Origin of the sequence: Mangrovibacter sp. MFB070 (genome assembly GCF_000705335.1) — a bacterium.
GTDB lineage: Bacteria > Pseudomonadota > Gammaproteobacteria > Enterobacterales > Enterobacteriaceae > Mangrovibacter > Mangrovibacter plantisponsor.
Genome location: NZ_JJMI01000021.1, coordinates 57094 through 78899 on the forward strand (window position 1 = coordinate 57094; position 21806 = coordinate 78899).

Genomic DNA, 21806 nt, shown 5'->3' on the forward strand with positions numbered 1-21806 from the left:
AATTTATCCTCCGAACAGGCGTTTGAGGAAACCTTTCTTCTCTTCTTCAATGAAGCGGAAAGGACGTTCTTCACCCAGCAGGCGGTCTACTGTATCGGCATAGGCTTTACCTGCATCTGACTCTGTATCAAGAATCACTGGCTCACCCTGGTTTGATGCACGTAAAACAGACTGGTCTTCAGGAATTAAACCGACCAGCGGAATGCGCAGAATTTCCAGCACATCTTCCATACTCAACATATCACCCTTGTTAACCCGGCCTGGGTTGTAGCGGGTAAGTAACAGGTGCTCTTTGATTGGGTCTTCACCAGCTTCTGCACGGCGAGATTTCGATGAAAGGATACCGAGGATACGGTCAGAGTCACGCACAGAAGAGACTTCAGGGTTGGTGGTGATAACGGCTTCATCAGCAAAGTAGAGCGCCATCAGTGCCCCGGTTTCAATGCCTGCCGGTGAGTCACAGACAATGAAATCAAACTCCATTTTTTTCAGCTCATCAAGAACTTTGCCAACACCTTCCCGGGTCAGCGCGTCTTTATCGCGCGTTTGCGAGGCAGGAAGAATGTGCAGGTTCTCAGTGCGTTTATCTTTGATCAGTGCCTGGTTGAGGGTGGCATCACCCTGAATAACGTTTACGAAATCATAAACCACACGGCGTTCACAACCCATTATCAGGTCCAGATTACGCAGACCGATATCAAAATCGATAACAACGGTCTTTTTTCCCTTTTGGGCCAGACCTGTAGCGATGGCCGCGCTGGACGTAGTCTTGCCAACGCCCCCTTTACCCGATGTAACAACAATAATGCGTGCCATAGAGGAGTTCCTTGTTAAAGGGCTTATTTAGTATAAAGGTTGAACCGTTAAAGCGCCGCCGACCAGTTTCAGCCGCGCCGCTTTACCATAATAATCAGTTGGAACCTGGTCACTCAGCCAGTAAACACCGCCAATTGAAACCAGTTCTGCAACCAGATGAGTACAGAAAATTTGTGCGTCTTTATCGCCCGCAGCTCCAGCCAGAGCCCTGCCACGCATAGTGCCATAAACATGAATGTTACCATCGGCAATCAATTCAGCACCGGCGCTTACGTGGTTTGTGACGACCAGATCACTGTGCTGTGCGTAGATACGCTGCCCTGAACGCACCGGGGTATCAATCAGGCGTGTTCTGTGTACTGTGGCTTCTGGTACAACAAGGGGCGTGTCTTGCTTTGCTTCACGAGCCGGGCGGGTTGGTTTAACGCCCTCGGTTAGCAAAGGAAGGCCAGCCATTTCAACTTGCGCTTTTAATTGTGGGTTTTTACTACCGCTGACACCAACAACATGCAAACCTGAAGCACTGACTGCTTCATTAACCTGTTGCCAGATTATTGCGCCATCAACATCGGCGACATTAACAACGACGGGGGCATTTTTTAAAAAAGCCGGAGCCTGGGCCACTTTGTCTTCAAGAGCTTTGCGGATAAGCGCGGGGTTTGCATCATGCAAATGAACCACGGAGAGTGTAAAACTACTGCCTTTTAGTTCAATGGGAGAATTTGACATCCTGGCCTTACTCAATTCAGTTTAAATTCCCGAAAATACGGGATGATATCCCAAGCATAGCAGGCATGTTATAGTCCTGAATATGTTGAAGCAAGTCACCAGCGAATGATTCAGAGTAAAAAACATGTTTTGTGTGATCTATAGAAGTAGCAAGCGCGACCAGACCTATCTTTATGTTGAAAAAAAAGACGATTTTTCACGGGTGCCGGAAGCGTTAATGGCTGGCTTTGGTAAGCCAATTATGACCATGCTTTTACCGCTTAATGGTGATAAAAAGCTGGCTAATGCCAATATTGATACCGTAAGAGAAGCCCTGGAAACGCAGGGGTATTATTTACAGATCCCACCGCCTGTGGAAGATTTACTGAAACAGCACCGTGAAGAACAAGGTAAAAATTAATTTCCCGCCCTGCAGGCAGCGTATTTCACCGCTGCCTGTTTTCTTTCATCGCCTTACTATTTTGTCGTTGACACACTCCCCGCAGGCCGCAATAGTTGTTTTATCAACAAGGTAATAACATTTTACAGGGGATTAGCATGTATCAGCATCATGACTGGCAGGGCTGTTTGCTCGATTATCCAGTAAATAAAGTGGTTTGTGTGGGGAGTAACTACGCAAAGCATATTAAAGAGATGGGCAGCGCAACACCGCAAGAGCCAGTGCTGTTTATCAAACCAGAAACTGCATTGTGCGATTTGAAACAACCTCTGGCATTACCGCAGGGGCTGGGTGAAATTCATCATGAAGTTGAACTGGCCGTACTCATTGGTACCACTTTGCGCCATGCGACAACTGAACAAGTGGTTCAGGGGATCGCGGGTTATGGCGTTGCGCTCGATTTGACTTTACGCCAGGTTCAGGCGGAACTGAAAAAAACCGGGCGCCCCTGGGAAAAAGCAAAAGGGTTTGATAACGCATGCCCGATTTCTGGTTTTATCCCTGCAAAAGACTTTGGCAATGATCCGCAAAATACGGTTCTGGGTTTAAAAATTAATGGCGAGTGGCGCCAGCAAGGCAATACGGAAGATATGATTACGCCGATTATTCCGTTGATTGCATATATGAGTAAATATTTCACCCTGCGTCCTGGTGACGTAATACTCACGGGTACTCCGGAAGGCGTTGGTCCGCTAAACAGTGGCGATAACCTGGAAGTGGTCTTTGACGGTAAATCTGTGTCTACCCGGGTGTTATAGCCCATTGGTCACCGGTATAAAAACTTGCATCCTGTGGGCAGAGTGTTTATAAGGTGCAGCTAATTTTAATGGTGGGCGAAATAATGGCGGCAGAAGAATTTTGGGCAGTGAAAACCCTGGAGCAAATGAGTGATGCTGAATGGGAATCGTTGTGCGATGGGTGCGGGCAGTGCTGCCTTCACAAGTTGCAGGACGAAGAGACTGACGAGATTTATTTTACCAATGTCGCCTGCCAGCAGCTGAACATTAAATCCTGTCAGTGCCGTAATTATTCACGCCGTTTTGAATACGAGCCAGATTGTATCAAACTTACGCGTGAAAATTTGACCCAGTTTGAATGGTTACCGCCCACCTGTGCATATCGCCTGGTGGGTGAGGGCAAACCACTGCCTGCCTGGCATCCGTTGCGCACCGGGTCTAAAGCAGCAATGCATGGTGAACGCATTTCAGTTCGCCATATTGCCGTTCGTGAGTCAGATGTACGTGACTGGGAAGAGCATATCCTGAATAAGCCAGGATGGGCAAAATAACCCCGGTCCCTACAGTTAATGCTTGTCTTATGGTGGCAGGCACCTTGCTTTGCCACCTTGCTTTTGTGAACTCTTGTTCTTTCCTTTTTATTTGCCAGCCCGTCTGCGTGACATAAATCTCAGAGTGTTAAACTTGATCTGCATCAACAAAACGCGCATATTACGCCTGCAAGTCAAGTGACGTTTTGTGTGAAATCATGACAATTTATCAAAAAATGTTGGTTTTTTATGGCGTAATGGCATTTATTTGTACGCTGATTACGTTTTTACTGGCAAAGGAAAGGCTGGCTATTCGGGGGTTGAGCGCGCTGCTGGTTGGGGCAACCTGGCCTATGAGTTTTCCTGTCGCGTTATTGTTTTGTTTGTTTTGAAACATCCAGGAGCGAAGAGCGTGCAAAAGTGGTTTCGGGGAATTTGGCTATTTGCTTTTTTAGTGGCTACTGTCGCATTTATGGCGGCGTATTATGCTTTTCCACCTGTCGCTGATGCGGCTGGTGTATTACATGACCCGTATCCGCTGATCCCTGTAGCTGCTGTCTGCATTATTATCGGGATGTGTTTTATGGTAATTGATGTGATAACCACACTACGCAATCTCGAGGCGAGAAATCGCAGCCACAGGTAGTTCTCGTGCATGGGACAAATAAAAAGGGAGGCCAGAGTGCCTCCCTTAAATTGATATTCAGTTACTCAGCGGCCAAACAGGTCGCGACGTTTCGGTTTAAATGGTTGTGCGATAATAACCAGAACTGCCACAACCAGGTAAGCTGCGAAAATCCCTACCAGCCATTGCGGCATATCCAGTGTCAGGAATTCCCACTGGCGTACAGAACAGTCACCTGTCGCGACAAACACCTGCGGTACCCACTTATCAAGAGGCAACCAAGTTGGAAAGTCGGCCCTGAAAGGACAAACGGCAAAAGGTGATGGGTGAAGTTGCAACATGGTATGTTCCCAGGACAACTGTAACCCACGCACGGCACTGTATACCCAGATAATCATCGCTACAAAGCGCAAAGGGGTTTTTGGTGCAATAGCACCAACCAGTGCAGCACCTAAAATACCAAACAAAGCACAACGTTCATAAATGCACATAACACAAGGCTGCAGCTTCATGACGTGCTGAAACCATAACGCCGTTAATTCCAGCGCCAATGCCGTGAATGCCATCAATAGCCAGGCGCCACGACCACGCGAACACTGGTTTAAATATCGCAACATAATTTTTATCCCGGATGTATCACTGTGTGGCAGTCTACCCCAACTTACTGATAGCGCCAGCAAAATATCAAACAATAGAGTAAGAAAATCTGAACCTGTAGAAGAACCCCGTATAGGGGGTTCTTCTGGGATGCCTGGTGCTTTGTTATTCCACCATTGATAAGGTTGGAACTGTAAACCAGTGGTGTACCTGCATCCACTCGGTCACGGGGATCAGAGTAAACTCAACACAGAACAGCCCAACCAGAGTCAGAACAATAGTATAAGGCAATGCCATGATGACCATACGCCCATAAGACAGGCGAATCAGAGGAGCCAGTGCTGAAGTCAGCAGGAACAGAAACGCGGCCTGGCCATTTGGTGTGGCGACAGACGGCAGGTTAGTGCCGGTATTGATGGCGACTGCCAGCATTTCATACTGCTTAAGCGTGATAACACCCGCTTCAAGGGCGCTTTTGGCTTCGTTTATGTAAACCGTTCCAACAAATACATTATCCGAAATAGATGACAGCACACCAGTAAATAAATAAAACAGCGAGAGCTGAGCGTGGGGGCTGGCATTCAGTACAAACTGAATAATCGGCGTAAACAAATGCTGGTCGATAATAACCGCAACAACTGAGAAGAAGACGGTGAGCAAGGCAGTGAAAGGTAATGCTTCGGTAAAGGCTTTACCAATCGCATGCTCATCGGTAACCCCACACAGCGCGGTGGCGAAGATAATCACAGATAAACCAATCAGACCAACTTCAGCCAGGTGGAAGGCCAGTGCCAAAATCAGCCATACGGCAATAATACCCTGTACAACCAGGCGGACGGTGTCCTGGCGGGTTCGCTTTTTGCTACTACGCAGTTCATAGTCCTGGAGGATTTGGCGAACTTTTTCGGGCAAGGGGTCACCGTACCCGAAGGTGCGGGTTTTTTCTAACAGTACACAGGTAATGACACCGAAAAAGAGTACCGGGACGGTAACTGGCGCCATACGCAGTAAAAAGTCCTTAAAATGCCACCCGGCAGCACTGGCAATGATCAGGTTCTGTGGTTCGCCCACCATTGTCATTACACCACCGAGAGCAGTTCCCACACCGGCATGCATCATCAGGCTGCGCAGGAAGCCGCGAAATTGTTCGAGAATAGTTCGGCTGTCTGTTTCCAGGCTACTGTCATCAAGAATATTGCCTTCTTCGCCACTATTCGAAGCGACCTGGTGATAAATACCATAAAAACCAACAGCTACACTGATGATGACAGCCACAACTGTCAGGGCATCAAGAAATGCCGACATGAATGCTGCTGCCAGGCAGAATGCCATGGACAAGATTACTTTAGAGCGGATACCCAGCAGTAATCGGGTAAAAATCGTTAGCAGTAACTGCTTCATGAAGTAGATGCCTGCCACCATAAAAATCAGCAGCAGAATGACTTCCAGGTTACCCGCTATTTCATGGCGCACACGCTCAGGAGTTGTCATACCAATTACCAGAGCTTCAAACGCCAGCAAGCCACCAGGTAACAACGGATAGCACTTGAGCGCCATAGCCAGAGTGAAGATAAATTCTGCAACTAACAGCCAGCCCGCAACAAAAGGGCTGATAAGAAAGAAGCAGAGCGGGTTGATAACCAAGAAGATGAGTAGTGCCAATTTATACCAGTCTGGGGACTGGCCCAGAAAATTGCGGTATAACGCACGGCCAATAGATATTTCCATGGATTAAATGTTATTCCTCGACATAAAATATTGCGTTGTTTTTTTACTTTCATCAGGTTACCCGGCAGCCACCGCTGGATCAAGGGCGAACCCTGTCTGGGCTGAATGTAAAGTTGGCAAAAATAATACCGGGATCCCTTTTTTCCTCTGGCGCCAGGGTATCTGGCGTTAGTGGCATCTGGTATGATGAGTCTATTTTGCAGAACTTGTGTAACTGGAAATCACTCTATGGTCATTAAGGCGCAAAGCCCGGCGGGTTTCGCTGAAGAGTACATAATTGAAAGTATCTGGAATAATCGGTTTCCTCCCGGTTCAATTTTACCGGCAGAACGTGAGCTGTCAGAACTGATTGGCGTAACCCGAACCACTTTGCGTGAAGTACTGCAGCGTCTTGCGCGGGATGGCTGGTTAACCATTCAGCATGGTAAACCGACGAAGGTGAATAATTTCTGGGAAACGTCCGGGCTTAATATCCTGGAAACTCTTGCCCGTCTTGATCACGACAGCGTGCCGCAGTTGATTGATAACCTGCTGTCTGTGCGTACTAATATCGCCACTATTTTTATTCGTACTGCATTTCGCCAGCATCCGGATCAGGCTACGCAGGTACTGGATAAAGCCAGTGCAGTTGAAGACCACGCTGATGCCTTTGCCGACCTGGATTACAATATTTTCCGTGGGCTGGCATTCGCTTCTGGCAACCCTATCTACGGTTTGATCCTTAACGGGATGAAAGGGCTGTATACCCGCATTGGTCGCCATTATTTCTCAAGCCCTGAAGCGCGTAATCTTGCTCTTGGTTTCTACCATAAACTGGCTACCATCTGTAAAGACGGGCTGGTGGACCAGGTTTATGATGTTGTGCGCGTCTATGGGCGGGAGAGTGGTGAAATTTGGCACCGGATGCATAAAACCATGCCGGGTGACCTGGCCATTCACGGGCGCCAGTAACCAGTTAGCGGTTCACAAGGGGTCATGGTCAAACAGGCGACTGTCGACTCATGGTAATTCTGGTTTAAGCGCCAGGCGCTTTCATACCCTTGTGTAAAATAAAAACGGTATAAAATAAAACGCCAGCAGAAACTGGCGTTTTGTATATTGTGGCTGGTTACTTCACACGTATTAAGTATTACGTTGTGGGCAACGTTCCAGTAACTCAACGCTGCCATCCTCGTTTTGTTGCTCCAGAATTACATCAAAACCCCACAAGCGGTGAACGTGCTTCATCACCTCCCGGCGGCTTTTATCCAGTGGAGCCCGGCTTTGTGGGATATAACGCAATGTCAGTGAACGGTCGCCCCGCAAATCCACATTCCAGACCTGTATATTAGGTTCGAGGTTACTCAGGTTATATTGCGCCGACAGGCGATTACGGATTTCCCGGTAGCCTTCTTCGTTGTGAATGGCCGCTATCTCAAGGAAGTTATTTCTGTCATCATCCAGCACGGCAAAGAAACGGAAATCCCGCATGAGTTTGGGTGACATAAACTGGCTGATAAAGCTTTCATCTTTAAAATCGCGCATGGCGAAATGAAGCGTATCCAGCCAGTCTTTGCCTGCAATGTCCGGGAACCAGTATTTGTCTTCCTCGGTAGGAGACTGGCAAATACGCTTAATATCCTGGAACATTGCAAAACCCAGAGCGTAAGGGTTTATGCCATTATACCAGGGGCTGTTATACGGCGGCTGGTACACAACATTAGTATGGCTGTGCAAAAACTCCAGCATAAAGCGGTCAGTGAGTTTCCCTTCGTCATACAGGTGATTCAAAATACTGTAGTGCCAGAATGTCGCCCAGCCTTCATTCATAACCTGGGTTTGCTTTTGTGGGTAAAAATACTGGCTGACTTTACGGACAATACGCAGAATTTCACGCTGCCAGGGTTCCAGCAACGGTGCATTTTTCTCCATAAAATACAGCAAGTTTTCTTGGGGCTCAGCAGGAAAACGGCGCTGGGTATCAGCCAGTTTTTCTTCGTCTTCTTTGCGCGGCAGAGTACGCCACAACATATTCACCTGGCTTTGCAGGTATTCTTCCCGGCTTTTCTGGCGTGCTTTCTCTTCCTGTAGTGAGATTTTCTGTGGCCGTTTGTAACGATCCACCCCATAGTTCATCAGGGCATGGCAGGAATCGAGCAGTTTTTCCACTTCTTCCACGCCATGGCGTTCTTCGCACTCGGTAATGTATTTCCGGGCAAAGATAAGGTAATCAATAATAGAACTGGCATCTGTCCAGCTACGGAACAGATAATTATTTTTGAAGAAAGAATTGTGCCCGTAACAGGCATGAGCCATGACCAGTGCCTGCATGGTCATAGTGTTTTCTTCCATCAGGTAAGCGATGCAGGGATTGGAGTTAATCACTATTTCATAGGCCAGACCTTGCTGCCCATGTTTGTACATACGCTCTGTTTCAATGAATTTTTTACCAAACGACCAGTGAGGGTAATTGATAGGCATACCAACACTGGAATAGGCATCCATCATTTGTTCTGAAGTAATAATCTCGATTTGGTGTGGATAGGTGCTAAGCCGGTAATGCCTGGCAACTCTGTCAATTTCTTGCAAATAGCTATCCAGTAACTCAAACGTCCAGTCGGGTCCATCACTCAGACGTTTCTCTTTCCGTGTTTCGGATGCTGTCAGTGTGACCATAAGCGCGCCCCTCAAGTTTCAGTTCCGGTAATAAAAGGAACCGTCTTCATAAGCATAGAACACACCAGCAACTTAGGGTGAGCTGGCACATATTTTTCATCATTAGTTAAACACAATTTTTTGTGGTTAATTGCACGCAGGCAGAATTTTCCTCTGCAAAAGAAAAACGGCAATATTTTTTCGGGATTTAGCGCTATATCTGGCTGGTGTGTGAGGTTGTGATAGTGCTCACCATAAAAAAGTCATATGTTGAATAACATTTTCATCTGGGTTATCAATTTGTGACCAGATGATTATTCTTTATCGACTATTGGGGTTGGATATGCGAGTGGTGGTGCTTGGTAGTGGAGTGGTTGGAGTAGCAAGTGCCTGGTATTTACGCCAGGCTGGCCACGATGTCACCGTGGTTGACCGTCAGCCAGAGGCCGCAGAAGAAACCAGCGCGGGTAATGCCGGGCAAGTTTCACCTGGTTATGCTGCTCCCTGGGCGGCGCCGGGTATTCCGTTAAAAGCGGTTAAATGGATGTTTCAGCGCCATGCTCCGTTGGCTATCCACCTTGATGGCTCTGCGGCGCAACTGCGATGGATGTGGCAGATGCTGCGTAATTGCGATGCGACACATTACGCCCAAAACAAAGCGCGCATGGTGCGTCTTGCTGAATATAGCCGCGACTGTCTGCGAGCCTTGCGTGCAGATACCGGAATTCAGTATGAAGGCCGCCAGGGGGGAACCCTGCAGCTGTTCCGCACAGCCGCACAGTTTGCCAGCGCAGAAAAAGATATTGCTGTACTCCGGGAGGCCGGGGTGCCGTATCAGCTACTTGAATCGGCTGAACTGGGCGCGGTTGAACCCGCTTTGGCGGAGGTCGCACACAAGCTAACCGGAGGGCTGCGGCTGCCGAATGATGAAACCGGAGACTGCCAGCTCTTCACGAAAAACCTTGCCAGAATGGCACAGGATGCCGGGGTGAATTTCAGGTTTAATACGGCAATTGACCAGTTGTTGGTAGAAGGTGACAAACTTGCCGGAGTGCGTTGTGGTAATGAAGTATTGCAGGCTGATGCCTGGGTACTGGCTCTGGGAGCCTGGTCTACCTCCATGCTTAATGAGATTGTTTCCATTCCTGTCTATCCGCTGAAAGGCTATTCGCTGACGATCCCCATCGTCAGTGAGTCCGGTGCGCCAGTTTCAACGGTGCTGGATGAAACCTACAAAATTGCCATTACTCGTTTTGACCAGCGCATTCGGGTAGGCGGTATGGCCGAGATTGTTGGTTTCAATCTGGATTTACCTGAGCGCCGGCGCAAAACGCTGGAAATGGTTGTGCGCGATTTATACCCTCGGGGCGGCCATATTGAACAGGCCTCATTCTGGACGGGGTTGCGCCCGATGACACCAGACGGGACACCAGTCATTGGGCCAACCCGGTTGCGTAACCTGTGGCTCAATACCGGGCATGGTACGCTCGGGTGGACGATGGCATGCGGGTCAGGAAAACTGATTACTGATCTGGTTTCCGGCCACCAACCGGATATCGAATCAGCCGACCTCGGGGTTGTGCGTTATCAGCCCGGTTTTCAAGTGCGGCCAGCTGGCTCATCTGTTAACCCTGGCGTGCACCACGGGGAGGGCGTATGACCCGCCCAATTAGAGCCACCATTGATTTACAGGCTATCGGCCATAATTTACGGCAGGTTCGCCAGCAGGCAGGGCATGCGAAAGTTTGGAGTGTGGTGAAAGCCGATGCCTATGGGCATGGCCTGAAACGTATCTGGTCAACACTGGCGGCAGGAACTGACGGGTTTGCTTTGCTGAATATTGAAGATGCATTGTGGCTAAGGCAGGCTGGCTGGCGCGGGCCCATCCTGCTACTTGAGGGCTTTTTTGATGCAGATGAACTGGCTCTGTGCCATGAGTACGGGTTAACAACCAGCGTTCACAGTGACTGGCAACTGGCTATGCTGGCAGCCAGCCAGGCCCGTAAGCCCGTTAATGTTTATCTGAAAGTCAACAGCGGGATGAACCGCCTGGGATTTCGCCCGGAAGAAGTGAATGCAGTATGGCAACAATTGCAGTCGCTGGCACAGGTCGGGGAAATTACACTGATGGCGCACTTCGCTAAGGCTGACCAGCCAGGTGGCACTGACGGCGCAATGCGGTTAATCAGGCAGGCTGCTGAAGGCCTGAACATTCCCCGCTCACTGGCGAATTCTGCCGCGGTGTTATGGTGCCCTGAAACCCATTATGACTGGGTCAGACCTGGAATTATCCTGTATGGCGCCTCGCCATCAGCAAACTCACAAGATATTGCTCCCTTTGGCCTGCGGCCTGCAATGTCCTTGCGAAGCCGGATAATTGGTATCCAGCACCTCAAAGCGGGTGACAAAGTAGGGTATGGCTGCCGTTACCAGGCAACCAAAACGCAGCGTATTGGTATTGTGGCCACAGGTTACGCTGATGGTTACCCAAGAACGGCACCTGATACCACGCCTGTTTGGGTTGATGGTGTTCTGACAACGCTCACCGGGGCTGTGAGCATGGACATGCTGGCCGTTGATTTAACGCCTTGCCCGCATGCCAGTATCGGTTCGCCTGTGGAGTTGTGGGGGGGCAATGTACCGGTGGATGATGTTGCGCTGGCAGCAGGAACTATCGGATATGAGTTGCTGTGTGCACTGGCGCCACGTGTCCCTGTCGTGACAGTGTAACTTATTTGTTTTTCCCCTTAGCCCCCGGCGCGGCAGAGAAGCTTTTATGCCGGGGGCTACAGGCAGATAATCTTATTGTGGATCTTCGTCGGCGAAACGTAACCCGAGTTTGCTGATACGGTTGTTCTCTTTCTCTGCGATGGTCCAAATCATGCCCGCGTATTCAATCTGGTCACCCACCACAGGTTCCGCGCCAAGTATGTGGACAAACATCTCGCCCACGCTTTGCTCGTGGTCTGTATCGCCAGAGAGTTCCAAATCATAGATAACCGCGACATCGCCCAGGCGAGCGCTGGCATCCAGAACAAAGTCACCAAAGAAGCGCTGATCCAAAGAGACAGACTCAGGCGGCGTACGGCTGAACAACTTCCCAAGGGCGGGTAAATCACCTTCACGGCCAATCACACACAAGATGTCGCCTTCTTCAAGCCGGGTGCTACCGGAAGGGTGCAAAAGGGTATTATTGCGAAACAGCGCAGCTATTCGGGTTTCTGGTGGCATTTGCAGGTCGCGCAGTGCTGCACCAATGCACCATTTCTCTGCGCTGAGTTGGTAAACAAACTGCTCCCATGGATTACGCGGGTGAATATCCAGCCCGATGCGCGAAATAGGCCAGCCAGTCAGTGGCACGATAACTTTGGCCTTCTTTGCTGCGAACCCCAGCGTACTGCCTTGCAAAAAGAGCGATACCAGTACCACGAAAAAGGCCACGTTGAAGAACAGAGATGCGTTATCCAGACCTGCCATCATCGGGAATACGGCCAGAATAATCGGTACAGCACCACGCAAACCAACCCAACTGATGAAAACCCGTTCACGTAAATTAAACCCACGGAAGGGTAGCAAGCCAATCAATACAGATAGTGGGCGGGCGAAAAAAATCATCCACAAAGACAATAACAATGCAGGCAGGGCAATGGCCCACAAATTAGACGGCGTGACGAGTAACCCCAGCACCAGGAACATGCCAATCTGTGCCAGCCAGGCAAGGCCATCGAAAGTTTGCAGGATACCAAAGCGGCTGCGAATTGGCCGGTTACCCAGCAGGAAACCACACAAATAAACGGCGAGGATCCCGCTACCATTAAGTTCTGTGGTAATGGCGAAAATCATTATTCCACCGCTGAGTGCCAGTAGCGGATATAAACCGTGCGGCAGGCTGATACGGTTAATGGTCTGCAGTAATACCCAGCCACCGCCGAGCCCAAAGATAATGCCAAGGCCGAATTGCTGGATAATGTGTACCAGAAACATCAGGTCAAGCCCGGTCTGGTGGCGCTGGATCATTTCTATCAGGGTTATGGTTAAAAACACGGCCATTGGGTCATTACTGCCGGATTCAATTTCCAGTGTTGAACTGACACGCTCGTTTAACCCTTTACCACCGAGCATAGAAAACACCGCAGCCGCATCTGTCGAACCGACAATCGCACCGATTAACAGCCCTTGCATTAAATCGAGGTTAAACAACCATGCTGCAGCAATACCTGTCAGCCCGGAAGTGATCAGCACGCCCACAGTTGCGAGGGAAAGAGAGGGCCAGAGCGCAACCCGGAAAGAGCTTGCCTGGGTGCGCATTCCACCATCCAGCAGAATCATGGCCAGAGCCAGGTTACTGATGAGATATGCAAAAGGATAGTTATCGAACGGGATCCCACCAATACCATCCACCCCTGCGAGCATCCCGATAGCCAGGAATATAATCAGAATAGGAATGCCAAGACGTGATGAGAATGAACTCAGTAAAATGCTACAGGTAACCAGTAACGACCCCAGGATAAAAAGCTTAAAAATAACATCAGCGTCCAAGACCACCTGTCTCCTTGCAGTAAAGCGTTCGTTTCTTAAACGCTATCACAGTTTTCACTAATGAAAACCGTGAAATAGCGTTTATTTTTACCGACGTAATACGGGATGGCCTGACAGTGTCAACATTGCCATGTCACCCTGGTGAGATAACCTTGCGCTGGCACCCAAAGGCAGAGTGACGGTACGGGCTTCATGGCCAAAGTTGAGCCCGGTCACCAGCGGCACTGTCAACTTGCTGCGCAAAAAGTCACACATGACATCGAAATTGTAGCCGTCATCATAAGTATTGAGAGTGGTCCCATTAAAACTCCCGAGAATGATGGCTTGCTGCTTGTTGAGAATACCGGCACGCAGTAGTTGCATCAGCATGCGTTCCACCCGGAAAGGGTGTTCATTCACGTCTTCCAGAACCAGAATGCCGCCTTCAATATTGGGTAACCATGGTGAACCAACCTGGGATGTAATCATGGACAGATTGCCACCCCACAACGTGCCACTGGCTTCAAATGGTGTATTGTCACTTACCCATTGCAATGTGAATTCAGGCTCCTGCAACGCCTGCCAGAAATGGTGCCAGGTGAAAGTGTTGAGATCGTCAGCGCCAAAATTACCCGCGAGCATTGGCCCACTGAACGTAATGGCCTGCGGGTGGCGGGCCAGCAATGCCAACTGAAACACCGTAAAATCGCTGTGCCCACAAATTGCGAGTGGAGCCTGTTCCAGGCGGCGGGCAATGGCGTCATAGTCGACAGACTCAAGCAGCCGGGTCATGCCATATCCACCACGAACAGCTAAAACGATATCTGTGCTTTCGCTTAGTTGGGCGATTTCGGAAAGATCGGAAAGTCGGGCATTGTCATCACCCGCAAAGCGTTGGAAACGGCGCGGGATAACTGCCTGGTTTTCTACCTCATGCCCGGCGCTGACCAGCCTTTCCACGCCACGGTGAGCGGCTTCCTGCTTAACACAATAACCTGAAGGGGCAATCAGATGAATAACTGGCATGCGAATTCCTTGCTGACTTGGCGATGTATTTGAGTATGATGCCGCGTACACCTTGCGTTGTCATCAACAGGTGTTCGTCGCCAGCGTAGTTGGTGCAATTATAAACAGGATGAAGGGAAGACGGATGCGGTATGTGAAGTCCAGGTGGTTACTGTTTTTGGTGGTGTTATTGGCTGGCTGTGCAGGCCATGAATATAAACAACAGCCCTGGGATCCTGAATTGCCTGTGGCACGGGCGAAACAGTGGATGCCAATAAGCCAGCAGGCAGGGAGTGCATGGGGTGTCAGCCCTGAGTTGATTACTGCGATTATTGCTGTTGAGTCTGGGGGCAACCCGAATGTTGTCAGTGCTTCTAATGCAGTCGGGCTGATGCAGATCAAGGCCTCTACAGCTGGAAAAGATGTCTGGCGGCGCATGGGGTGGGCAGGGCAACCCACTAACAGTGAGTTGAAAAACCCGGAGCGGAATATCTCGGTGGGCGCAGCTTACCTCAGCATTCTTGAGAAAGGGCCGCTGGCAGGTATTCAGGACCCGGAAGTGATGCAGGACGCACTGGCAGTCTCGTATGCGAATGGGGCGGGGGCACTGCTACGCTCGTTTTCATCAGACAGAGCCACCGCGATTGAGAAAATCAACAAACTGGACCGCGACGCATTCTTTCAGCATGTAGTAAAAGAACACCCTGCAGCACAGGCGCCGCGTTATTTGTGGAAGATCAATAAAGCGCTGGATGCAATGTAACTTATTTTACGCGGTCAGCCTTTTGCCGGGCTGCCCGCTCCAGTTCGTAGATAACTTTCTGTAAATCCCGTTCCTGCGCTGGCCCCAGGTTCAAAAAACGAAAACTGAGGCGCGGCATGGTGACTGTCTCATTTTTGTTGTCGATAATTTTGCGCTCAGACATAGCAAGTAATTGAGTATCAAACTTAAAAGTCCCCCATTCCTGCATGTCAATTTCTACCTGGGGAATCATCATTCCGGCAGTAACCGTGCCGGGCAGGCTCTGGCGCAATAAAATTCCCATCCCGCCAAGTGAGATGTCCTGAATGACACCTGAAAATTTTTCTTCGCCAGGCAACAATATGTGGCAGAAATAAGGCGGGTGAGCCGGGGGAGTAATGCGAAAATATTCACGGCGCTGTACGTACCACAGGCTGTCGGGTAAAGGGCTGGTGAATGCCGGGAGATCCTGGTAAGTTTCAGCAGCCATACCATTAAGGGTAAATTCGACTTTTGCACCCTGAGTTTCGGCAGTAACAGTGACGGACGTGGCTTTCAAGACTTCCTGGTTTTCCCGGTCCTGGCTGCCATAATCGATTACCAACCCACCAGTATCGACAGAAAGCATCCGGCTGATAAACTGCCCTTTAGACCAGGACACGCACACAGGCGCCTGGGATTTTACCAAATCCTTAAGCACACCAAGAACAGCAAGCTGCCCTTGTTTTAAAAATTGTTCACTATAATTACTCACCGGTATTTCCTTGTAATTACACCTGACAGATGTTTTCTCGTTATCGGCGCGGTTGCCAGAAACTTAAGGCAAACTTACGCATGGCTGTGTGTATTAATCAGTATTAATGTAAATACGCAAAGTTGCCAGCCCAGGCAGGCCAGCCTGTGACACAGGAAAATAGTTGGTAAAAAGTGGCAAAAAAGCACGTGAGAGCACCCCGCAGGCAGGCGGGGTGCTGGTGAGTGATGGATTATTTACCCGTTACCACAGTATTGGCTGCCTGTGATTGCTGGGATCCTGTACTGGCAGGAGTAACGGCCGGTGTGCTGGCTGGTGCTGTACCTGAATTTGTTTCCGGAGTATTTGTGCCCGGAGTCATGGCCGGGCGAGTTTCCGGCACATCATTGCATGGCGATTTCTTACCACACAACAAGTCCAGCATTTTAAGTGTGACACCGTTGGTCCAGCCGAAGCCATCCTGGAGTGGATATTCGCCACCACCTCCACCAACACCGGTGGTGGTGACATCATATTTCTCCAGTAATTTGTGCTCACGGTTGTAGGTGTGCTGGACATTAGTCAGAAAACGCCAGGTTATCTCCATTGCAAGCTCAGGCTGGTTATAGTTCTTCAGGCCTTCAACCGCTACCCACTGTAACGGGGCCCAACCGTTAGGTAGATCCCACTGCTGACCACTGCGCACAAGCGTTGTAGCAATGCCGCCAGACTTGAGTAATTTTTCTTGCGTGATTTTCGCCATTTTTTGGGCACGGTCCGTTGCCGCTGCTTTGACATATAACGGGAAAAGCGCGGCGGCTGTTAACTGGCTGCGCACTTTGTGTGTTTTCAAGTCATAGTCTGCATACCAACCCTCTTTGCTATTCCACATGTGAGACTCAATAGCTTGCTGGCGCTGATCGGCAAGGCCGTCGTAGCGGCTGGCTTCGGCGTTGTCGCCTGCGGCTTTGCTGGCTCTGGACAGTGTTTTTTCCATCAGAAACATCATGGCATTCAGGTCGACCGGCACAATACTGGTGGTGCGAATTGACCCCAACTGCTCCGGGTCATCCATCCAGCGAGAACTGAAATCCCAGCCAGACTCCGCTCCAGCCCGCAAATCACGGTAAATATCGGTAGCCGGCCGTGAAGGGTAGCGCTTCGCTGTTGTCACATCATCCAGCCAGGATTCCGGGCGTGGCGTATCTTCGTCATCCCAATAACGGTTAAGAACCGCGCCATCTGCCAGTTTTACCACGCGGCGGTGCGCTTCGCCCGGAGCCAGTTGGTTGCTACCCGCCATCCAGTATGCGTACTCTTTTTTCATTTCTGGCAGCCATTTAACCAGGGCTTCATCGCCTTCGTGGCTTGCCAGTAATGAAACCATCAATGGGAAAAATGGGGGCTGTGAACGGCTAAGGTAGTAGGTTCTGTTGCCATTAGGAATATGCCCCCACTTGTCTATCTCAGAGGCAAAGTTTTCTACCATGTCGCTTACTTTGTCCCAGTGGCCACTTTCGGCAAGCCCCAGCATAGTGAAATAACTGTCCCAGTAATAAACTTCACGGAACCGGCCACCAGGCACGACATAGGGTTTGGGAAGCGGTAATAATGAATCCCGTTCATCTACATTATCGGTGCTGCGCGTCAGTACAGGCCACAGGCTGTCGATATGTTCACGTAGTGACTGTCCGCTCGGTGGAACGTACTTTTCACTCTCATGGGGCATCATGAAGTTGAGCGCAACAAAGTGGCGTAAATCAAACCCGGACTGGTGCTGTTGCATGCGGTAATCCGCAAGGATCATCAGCGGGTCGCCTTTGGCAATTGCGTCTGTAAAGGTTTTTTGATCCGCAAAGAGTTTTGAACGCTGGACCTCGGTAAACAGTGGCCCCAGTGTTTGGTCGGGGGTTTGCGGGTAATTATTCAGCCCTTCATCTGCCAGTGTGGGGGCAGGGCTTAAACCAAGTATTGCGCCACTTAGGGCTACCTGGATGGCAAGAAAAAGTGTTCGTGGGCGACGCAGAACGGACTTCATCATCAACCGGTCTCCTCCTGGTTATTGCCATCAACTGTATTCAAACATATGAAAACCTTCATTGATTATAAAAGAGAACAGGCAGTTATCAGGGTAAAACAGGAAATTTCCAGAAAATTTACCTTTGATGTATTTTGTTACAGCGTCCATTTGGCAAAAAATTTGTGTCAGGCACCCGCCTGGCGCACGAATTCACGTGACCGGGTTAAAAATGACGTTACCCTGTATCTTTGGCAATATTGGGAAAACAGTGAGCAAAGGCGCGCCGGATGCTGAAAGATAATTTTAACGACCTTTATTACCTGATTATTGTGGCCCGTGAGCGTAGTTTTACCCGCGCAGCAGCCCAACTGGGTGTTTCACAATCAGCCCTGAGCCATGCTATTCGGGGGCTTGAAGAACGCCTTGGTATTCGCTTATTAACCCGAACCACCCGGAGTGTTGCGCCAACCGAAGCAGGCGAGCAATTGATTAATGCTATTCGCCCTCGAATGGATGAAATCGAACTTGAACTGGTTTCACTCACGGATATGCGCGATAAAGTCGCCGGGAATATTCGCCTGACCTTGGGTGAACATGCACTGGAATCTACAGTCTGGCCTGCGCTGAAACCTTTCCTTGAGCAATATCCGGATGTGAATGTGGAAATGACCATTGATAACGGCCTGCGGGATATTGTCAGTGAACGTTTTGATGCTGGTATTCGCCTGGGTGAACATTTGGCGCGTGATATGGTTGCAGTGCGTATTGGCCCGGACTGGCGCATGACGGTGGTTGGGTCGCCTGGCTATTTTGCTAAACGGCGTAAACCGCAAACACCTTATGAATTACAGGAACACAACTGTATTAATATGCGCCTTCCAACGCTTGGTGGGTTGTATGCATGGGAATTTATGCGCGGGGAGCAGGAAATCAAAGTTCGTGTGGAAGGGCAACTGACTTTAAATACCCTGGCGTCACGCATGGATGCGGCAAAAAGTGGTTTTGGGCTGGCGTATGTTCCGGAAGATACTGCCCATGAAGGTATTGCATCGGGGGAGCTGATTCCGGTGCTGGAAGACTGGTGCGACCCTTTCCCGGGGTATTTTCTTTACTACCCAAGCCGTAAACAACATACCGCTGCATTTGCAAAACTGATAGAAGCACTGCGCTATTCACCAGAATTGCCACGCTAGCCTGAGTTTGTGCAAAGAAGCCAGCAACAAGTGCGCTGGCTTTCGCGCGAGGTAACGGATAAATCAATAACGGTCGCCAACCACACTGATTGCAGACATCGCCTGGTTTATCTGTGCCAGGTGCTGTTCGCTCAGAGACAAAGCGGCTGCCGCAAGGTTTTCCTGCAGCCGTGGCAGAGAGCGGCTCCCGGGAATGGGCACAATCCAGGGTTTTTGGGCCAGTAACCAGGCCAGCGCAATTTGGGCTGGAGTTGCCTGGTAATATTCACCGATTTGAACCAAAAGGTCGACCACCACCTGGTTTGCGTCAATGGCTTCTGCGGTAAAACGCGGGTTGCGGCTGCGCAAATCACTTTTATCGTAAGTGGTTGCTTTAGTAATTGTCCCGGTGAGGTAGCCCCGGCCAAGTGGGCTGTATGGCACCAGTCCAATACCGAGCTCTTCACAAGTGGGTAAAATTTCCTGCTCGATATTGCGCCACCATACTGAGTATTCACTTTGCAATGCGGCGACAGGCTGGACACTGTGAGCCCGGCGAATAATATCGGCGCTGGCTTCAGATAAACCAAAATGCTTTACCTTTCCTTCCTGAATCAGGTCCTTCACTGCACCGGCGACATCTTCAATCGGCACGTTCGGGTCAACACGGTGTTGGTAAAATAAATCAATACAATCAACATTCAGGCGCTTCAGTGATGCTTCGGCAACACGCCTGATCTGCTCAGGGCGGCTGTCAAACCCTTCAGCAGGCGAGGGTCCAGTTTCAGGGTTGTGTTTGAAGCCAAATTTGGTCGCTATCACTAGTTTGCTTTTATCCACAGTGGCAAAAGCTTCACCCAGTAGCGTTTCATTAGTAAAAGGCCCGTAAACTTCGGCGGTATCGAAAAAGGTAACCCCCAGATCCACGGCCTGATGCAGCAGGGTTACCATTTCTTGTTTATTCGCAGGTTTGTCGGCAAAACTCATGCGCATACAGCCCAGGCCCAGAGCTGAAGCTTCCAGCCCGCTTTTACCCAGTATTCGCTTCTCCATGACATCTCCCGTTTTTTAAATTAACCAGTTGGATGTTACGGCGTTTGAGCTGTGGCGATAATAGCGGGTGCGTGAATACACTATGCAGTTTGATTCATAAATTTCAAAATATGGCAGACATAGTTATCTTTTATTCAGGCATATTTGGATCCACGTCTGGCGCTATCCATAAGCATTCATCTCCTGAGTAAATAATTCGCCATGCAATTCAGGTGAGGGGTGGTATTATTGCCGCCCACTGGCTTTTATCCGGAATTATCACTGTGACCTCATTTGCTGAACTTAACGCTCTGTCTTCCCAACAACTCACAACGCTTGAAACGCTCGGCTACCTGGCGATGACGCCGGTTCAGGCCGCGGCATTGCCTGCCATTCTCAGTGGAAAGGATGTCCGGGCTCAGGCAAAAACCGGAAGCGGTAAAACAGCAGCCTTTGGTCTTGGTTTGTTGCAGCATATTGATGCGACACAATTTACTACCCAGTCGCTGGTGCTTTGCCCGACACGCGAATTAGCCGATCAGGTTGCGGGTGAGCTGCGCCGTCTGGCGCGTGCCACGCCAAATATTAAGGTGCTGACACTCTGTGGCGGAGTGCCGTTCAACGCGCAGCGCGATTCACTGACCCATGCTCCGCATATTATCGTGGCAACGCCCGGGCGGTTACTGGACCACCTGAATAAGCAGACTGTGAGCCTGTCTGCGTTACGTACTCTGGTGCTGGATGAAGCAGATCGTATGCTGGATATGGGGTTTGCTGACGCGATTGATGAGGTGGTTGCATTTGCCCCCGCTCAGCGCCAGACGCTGCTGTTTTCTGCCACCTGGCCTGTGGCAATTGCGGCAATCAGCCAACGTTACCAGCATGAACCACTGGCGATAGAAATTGATACGGCAGAAGCATTACCGGCGGTACAGCAGCAGTTTTATGAAGTCCCCAGGAATCAAAAAATTGCTGTACTGCAGGCGTTGCTGAGCCGTGAGCAACCAGCATCCTGTGTGGTGTTTTGTAATACCAAAAAGGACTGCCAGGCAGTGTGCGATGCCCTGACTGCCAGTAACCAGAGTGTGCTGGCTTTACATGGTGATATGGAACAGCGCGACCGTGATCAAACCCTGGTGCGTTTTGCCAATGGCAGCAGCCGTGTGCTGGTGGCCACAGACGTAGCTGCACGCGGGCTTGATATCAAAGCGCTGGCAATGGTGGTGAACTTTGAACTGGCCTGGGACCCGGAAGTCCATGTGCACCGGATTGGGCGTACTGCACGTGCCGGGGAAAGTGGCCTGGCAGTGAGCCTGTGTGCGCCAGAAGAAGCCACCCGGGCAAATGTACTGGAAGAGATGCTTCATATGGCGCTTAACTGGTGCCCATTGCCCACCGCTGGCAAGGTATTGCCACTTGAAGCGGAAATGGCAACCCTGGCGATTGATGGCGGTAAAAAAGCCAAAATGCGCCCTGGCGATATTCTGGGGGCATTAACCGGAGATATTGGGCTCGACGGAGCCGATATCGGTAAAATCGCCATTCACCCAATGCATGCTTATGTTGCGGTGAAACAGTCGGTTGCCCGTCATGCCTGGAAGCAATTGCAACAAGGTAAAATAAAAGGGAAATCCGTTAAGGTGCGTTTGCTGAAATAGCGAGTGGTTAGCTTATTTGGCTGGCAGCAAAATCACTCCACATTATGGTGTGGAGTGATTATTGGCAGATGCGGCATTTTTGAGTACAGTT

At 50.0% G+C, this 21806-nt stretch carries 21 protein-coding genes; 11 read left to right on the plus strand and 10 right to left on the minus strand.

Annotated elements, in window-relative coordinates; translation table 11 throughout:
• Positions 1-3 precede the first annotated feature (3 nt).
• Positions 4-816 (minus strand): septum site-determining protein MinD, encoded by an 813-nt coding sequence (gene minD / locus DT73_RS09055; protein ID WP_036107324.1) that lies wholly within the window; start codon positions 814-816, stop codon positions 4-6.
• A gap of 27 nt (positions 817-843) precedes the next feature.
• Positions 844-1545: a septum site-determining protein MinC gene (minC, locus tag DT73_RS09060; protein ID WP_036107325.1), complete on the minus strand. Its 702-nt coding sequence runs from the start codon at positions 1543-1545 to the stop codon at positions 844-846.
• A gap of 124 nt (positions 1546-1669) precedes the next feature.
• Here minC and DT73_RS09065 point away from each other — a divergent pair, with 124 nt between their 5' ends.
• The 5 genes from DT73_RS09065 to DT73_RS09080 all read left to right on the plus strand — a co-directional run bounded on the left by DT73_RS09065 (position 1670) and on the right by DT73_RS09080 (position 3897).
• Positions 1670-1945 (plus strand): YcgL domain-containing protein, encoded by a 276-nt coding sequence (locus tag DT73_RS09065; protein ID WP_036107333.1) that lies wholly within the window; start codon positions 1670-1672, stop codon positions 1943-1945.
• A gap of 137 nt (positions 1946-2082) precedes the next feature.
• Positions 2083-2742 carry a fumarylacetoacetate hydrolase family protein gene (locus DT73_RS09070; RefSeq protein WP_036107336.1) on the plus strand — a complete coding sequence of 220 codons (660 nt, stop codon included), beginning with the start codon at positions 2083-2085 and terminating at the stop codon, positions 2740-2742.
• An 83-nt stretch (positions 2743-2825) separates the two neighbouring features.
• Positions 2826-3272, plus strand: a complete 447-nt coding sequence (locus tag DT73_RS09075) for a YcgN family cysteine cluster protein (protein WP_036107488.1) — start codon at positions 2826-2828, stop codon at positions 3270-3272.
• Positions 3273-3469: 197 nt separating this feature from the next.
• Positions 3470-3643: a GhoT/OrtT family toxin gene (locus DT73_RS25455; RefSeq protein WP_072006924.1), complete on the plus strand. Its 174-nt coding sequence runs from the start codon at positions 3470-3472 to the stop codon at positions 3641-3643.
• Positions 3644-3705: 62 nt separating this feature from the next.
• Positions 3706-3897 (plus strand): DUF3955 domain-containing protein, encoded by a 192-nt coding sequence (locus DT73_RS09080; protein ID WP_255358341.1) that lies wholly within the window; start codon positions 3706-3708, stop codon positions 3895-3897.
• 65 nt (positions 3898-3962) lie between these two features.
• Here the strand turns inward: DT73_RS09080 and dsbB are convergent, their stop codons facing one another.
• Positions 3963-4493 (minus strand): disulfide bond formation protein DsbB, encoded by a 531-nt coding sequence (gene dsbB, locus DT73_RS09085; protein ID WP_036107343.1) that lies wholly within the window; start codon positions 4491-4493, stop codon positions 3963-3965.
• 145 nt (positions 4494-4638) lie between these two features.
• On the minus strand, positions 4639-6201 hold the full coding sequence (gene nhaB / locus DT73_RS09090; protein WP_036107346.1) for a sodium/proton antiporter NhaB: 1563 nt from the start codon (positions 6199-6201) through the stop codon (positions 4639-4641).
• Between the two features lie 228 nt (positions 6202-6429).
• Here nhaB and fadR point away from each other — a divergent pair, with 228 nt between their 5' ends.
• The gene (fadR, locus tag DT73_RS09095; RefSeq protein WP_036107349.1) at positions 6430-7152 is read left to right on the plus strand and encodes a fatty acid metabolism transcriptional regulator FadR; all 723 of its coding nucleotides are present in this window, start codon (positions 6430-6432) and stop codon (positions 7150-7152) included.
• A 171-nt stretch (positions 7153-7323) separates the two neighbouring features.
• Here the strand turns inward: fadR and DT73_RS09100 are convergent, their stop codons facing one another.
• Positions 7324-8856: a SpoVR family protein gene (locus DT73_RS09100; RefSeq protein ID WP_036107352.1), complete on the minus strand. Its 1533-nt coding sequence runs from the start codon at positions 8854-8856 to the stop codon at positions 7324-7326.
• Between the two features lie 322 nt (positions 8857-9178).
• Between DT73_RS09100 and DT73_RS09105 the strand changes: the two genes are divergently transcribed.
• Both DT73_RS09105 and dadX read left to right on the plus strand, forming a co-directional pair.
• A complete protein-coding gene (locus DT73_RS09105; protein ID WP_036107356.1) occupies positions 9179-10495 on the plus strand; it encodes a D-amino acid dehydrogenase in 1317 nt (438 codons plus the stop codon).
• Positions 10492-11565, plus strand: coding sequence for a catabolic alanine racemase DadX (dadX, locus tag DT73_RS09110; RefSeq protein WP_036107359.1), 1074 nt, complete (start codon positions 10492-10494; stop codon positions 11563-11565). Before DT73_RS09105 ends, dadX begins: the two co-directional genes overlap by 4 nt.
• 72 nt (positions 11566-11637) lie before the next feature.
• Here the strand turns inward: dadX and DT73_RS09115 are convergent, their stop codons facing one another.
• Together DT73_RS09115 and ldcA are read right to left on the minus strand one after the other, a co-directional pair.
• Positions 11638-13374, minus strand: coding sequence for a potassium/proton antiporter (locus DT73_RS09115; protein ID WP_036107490.1), 1737 nt, complete (start codon positions 13372-13374; stop codon positions 11638-11640).
• Between the two features lie 87 nt (positions 13375-13461).
• Complete coding sequence (gene ldcA / locus DT73_RS09120; protein ID WP_036107361.1) at positions 13462-14379, minus strand: muramoyltetrapeptide carboxypeptidase; 918 nt, start codon at positions 14377-14379, stop codon at positions 13462-13464.
• Between the two features lie 133 nt (positions 14380-14512).
• Between ldcA and emtA the strand changes: the two genes are divergently transcribed.
• Positions 14513-15121 carry a membrane-bound lytic murein transglycosylase EmtA gene (emtA, locus tag DT73_RS09125; protein WP_036107491.1) on the plus strand — a complete coding sequence of 203 codons (609 nt, stop codon included), beginning with the start codon at positions 14513-14515 and terminating at the stop codon, positions 15119-15121.
• A 1-nt stretch (position 15122) separates the two neighbouring features.
• Here emtA and DT73_RS09130 read toward each other — a convergent pair whose 3' ends face one another.
• Entirely contained in the window at positions 15123-15854 is a 732-nt protein-coding gene (locus DT73_RS09130) for a flagellar brake protein (RefSeq protein WP_036107364.1), read from the minus strand.
• 232 nt (positions 15855-16086) lie between these two features.
• Complete coding sequence (gene treA / locus DT73_RS09135) at positions 16087-17874, minus strand: alpha,alpha-trehalase TreA (RefSeq protein ID WP_051691320.1); 1788 nt, start codon at positions 17872-17874, stop codon at positions 16087-16089.
• A 266-nt stretch (positions 17875-18140) separates the two neighbouring features.
• Between treA and DT73_RS09140 the strand changes: the two genes are divergently transcribed.
• Positions 18141-19046 (plus strand): LysR family transcriptional regulator, encoded by a 906-nt coding sequence (locus DT73_RS09140; RefSeq protein ID WP_036107367.1) that lies wholly within the window; start codon positions 18141-18143, stop codon positions 19044-19046.
• Positions 19047-19109: 63 nt separating this feature from the next.
• Here the strand turns inward: DT73_RS09140 and DT73_RS09145 are convergent, their stop codons facing one another.
• Complete coding sequence (locus DT73_RS09145) at positions 19110-20078, minus strand: aldo/keto reductase (protein ID WP_036107369.1); 969 nt, start codon at positions 20076-20078, stop codon at positions 19110-19112.
• Between the two features lie 263 nt (positions 20079-20341).
• Between DT73_RS09145 and dbpA the strand changes: the two genes are divergently transcribed.
• Positions 20342-21715 carry an ATP-dependent RNA helicase DbpA gene (dbpA, locus tag DT73_RS09150; RefSeq protein WP_036107495.1) on the plus strand — a complete coding sequence of 458 codons (1374 nt, stop codon included), beginning with the start codon at positions 20342-20344 and terminating at the stop codon, positions 21713-21715.
• Positions 21716-21806 lie beyond the last annotated feature (91 nt).

Coding starts and splice junctions, on each gene's coding strand:
- dsbB (WP_036107343.1), bottom strand. CDS start 4,493: ATGTTGCGATATTTAAACCAGTGTTCGCGTGGTCGTGGCGCCTGGCTA.
- nhaB (WP_036107346.1), bottom strand. CDS start 6,201: ATGGAAATATCTATTGGCCGTGCGTTATACCGCAATTTTCTGGGCCAG.
- DT73_RS25455 (WP_072006924.1), top strand. CDS start 3,470: ATGACAATTTATCAAAAAATGTTGGTTTTTTATGGCGTAATGGCATTT.
- minC (WP_036107325.1), bottom strand. CDS start 1,545: ATGTCAAATTCTCCCATTGAACTAAAAGGCAGTAGTTTTACACTCTCC.
- DT73_RS09065 (WP_036107333.1), top strand. CDS start 1,670: ATGTTTTGTGTGATCTATAGAAGTAGCAAGCGCGACCAGACCTATCTT.
- DT73_RS09100 (WP_036107352.1), bottom strand. CDS start 8,856: ATGGTCACACTGACAGCATCCGAAACACGGAAAGAGAAACGTCTGAGT.
- dadX (WP_036107359.1), top strand. CDS start 10,492: ATGACCCGCCCAATTAGAGCCACCATTGATTTACAGGCTATCGGCCAT.
- DT73_RS09070 (WP_036107336.1), top strand. CDS start 2,083: ATGTATCAGCATCATGACTGGCAGGGCTGTTTGCTCGATTATCCAGTA.
- DT73_RS09075 (WP_036107488.1), top strand. CDS start 2,826: ATGGCGGCAGAAGAATTTTGGGCAGTGAAAACCCTGGAGCAAATGAGT.
- ldcA (WP_036107361.1), bottom strand. CDS start 14,379: ATGCCAGTTATTCATCTGATTGCCCCTTCAGGTTATTGTGTTAAGCAG.
- DT73_RS09145 (WP_036107369.1), bottom strand. CDS start 20,078: ATGGAGAAGCGAATACTGGGTAAAAGCGGGCTGGAAGCTTCAGCTCTG.
- fadR (WP_036107349.1), top strand. CDS start 6,430: ATGGTCATTAAGGCGCAAAGCCCGGCGGGTTTCGCTGAAGAGTACATA.
- treA (WP_051691320.1), bottom strand. CDS start 17,874: ATGATGAAGTCCGTTCTGCGTCGCCCACGAACACTTTTTCTTGCCATC.
- DT73_RS09140 (WP_036107367.1), top strand. CDS start 18,141: ATGCTGAAAGATAATTTTAACGACCTTTATTACCTGATTATTGTGGCC.
- DT73_RS09105 (WP_036107356.1), top strand. CDS start 9,179: ATGCGAGTGGTGGTGCTTGGTAGTGGAGTGGTTGGAGTAGCAAGTGCC.
- minD (WP_036107324.1), bottom strand. CDS start 816: ATGGCACGCATTATTGTTGTTACATCGGGTAAAGGGGGCGTTGGCAAG.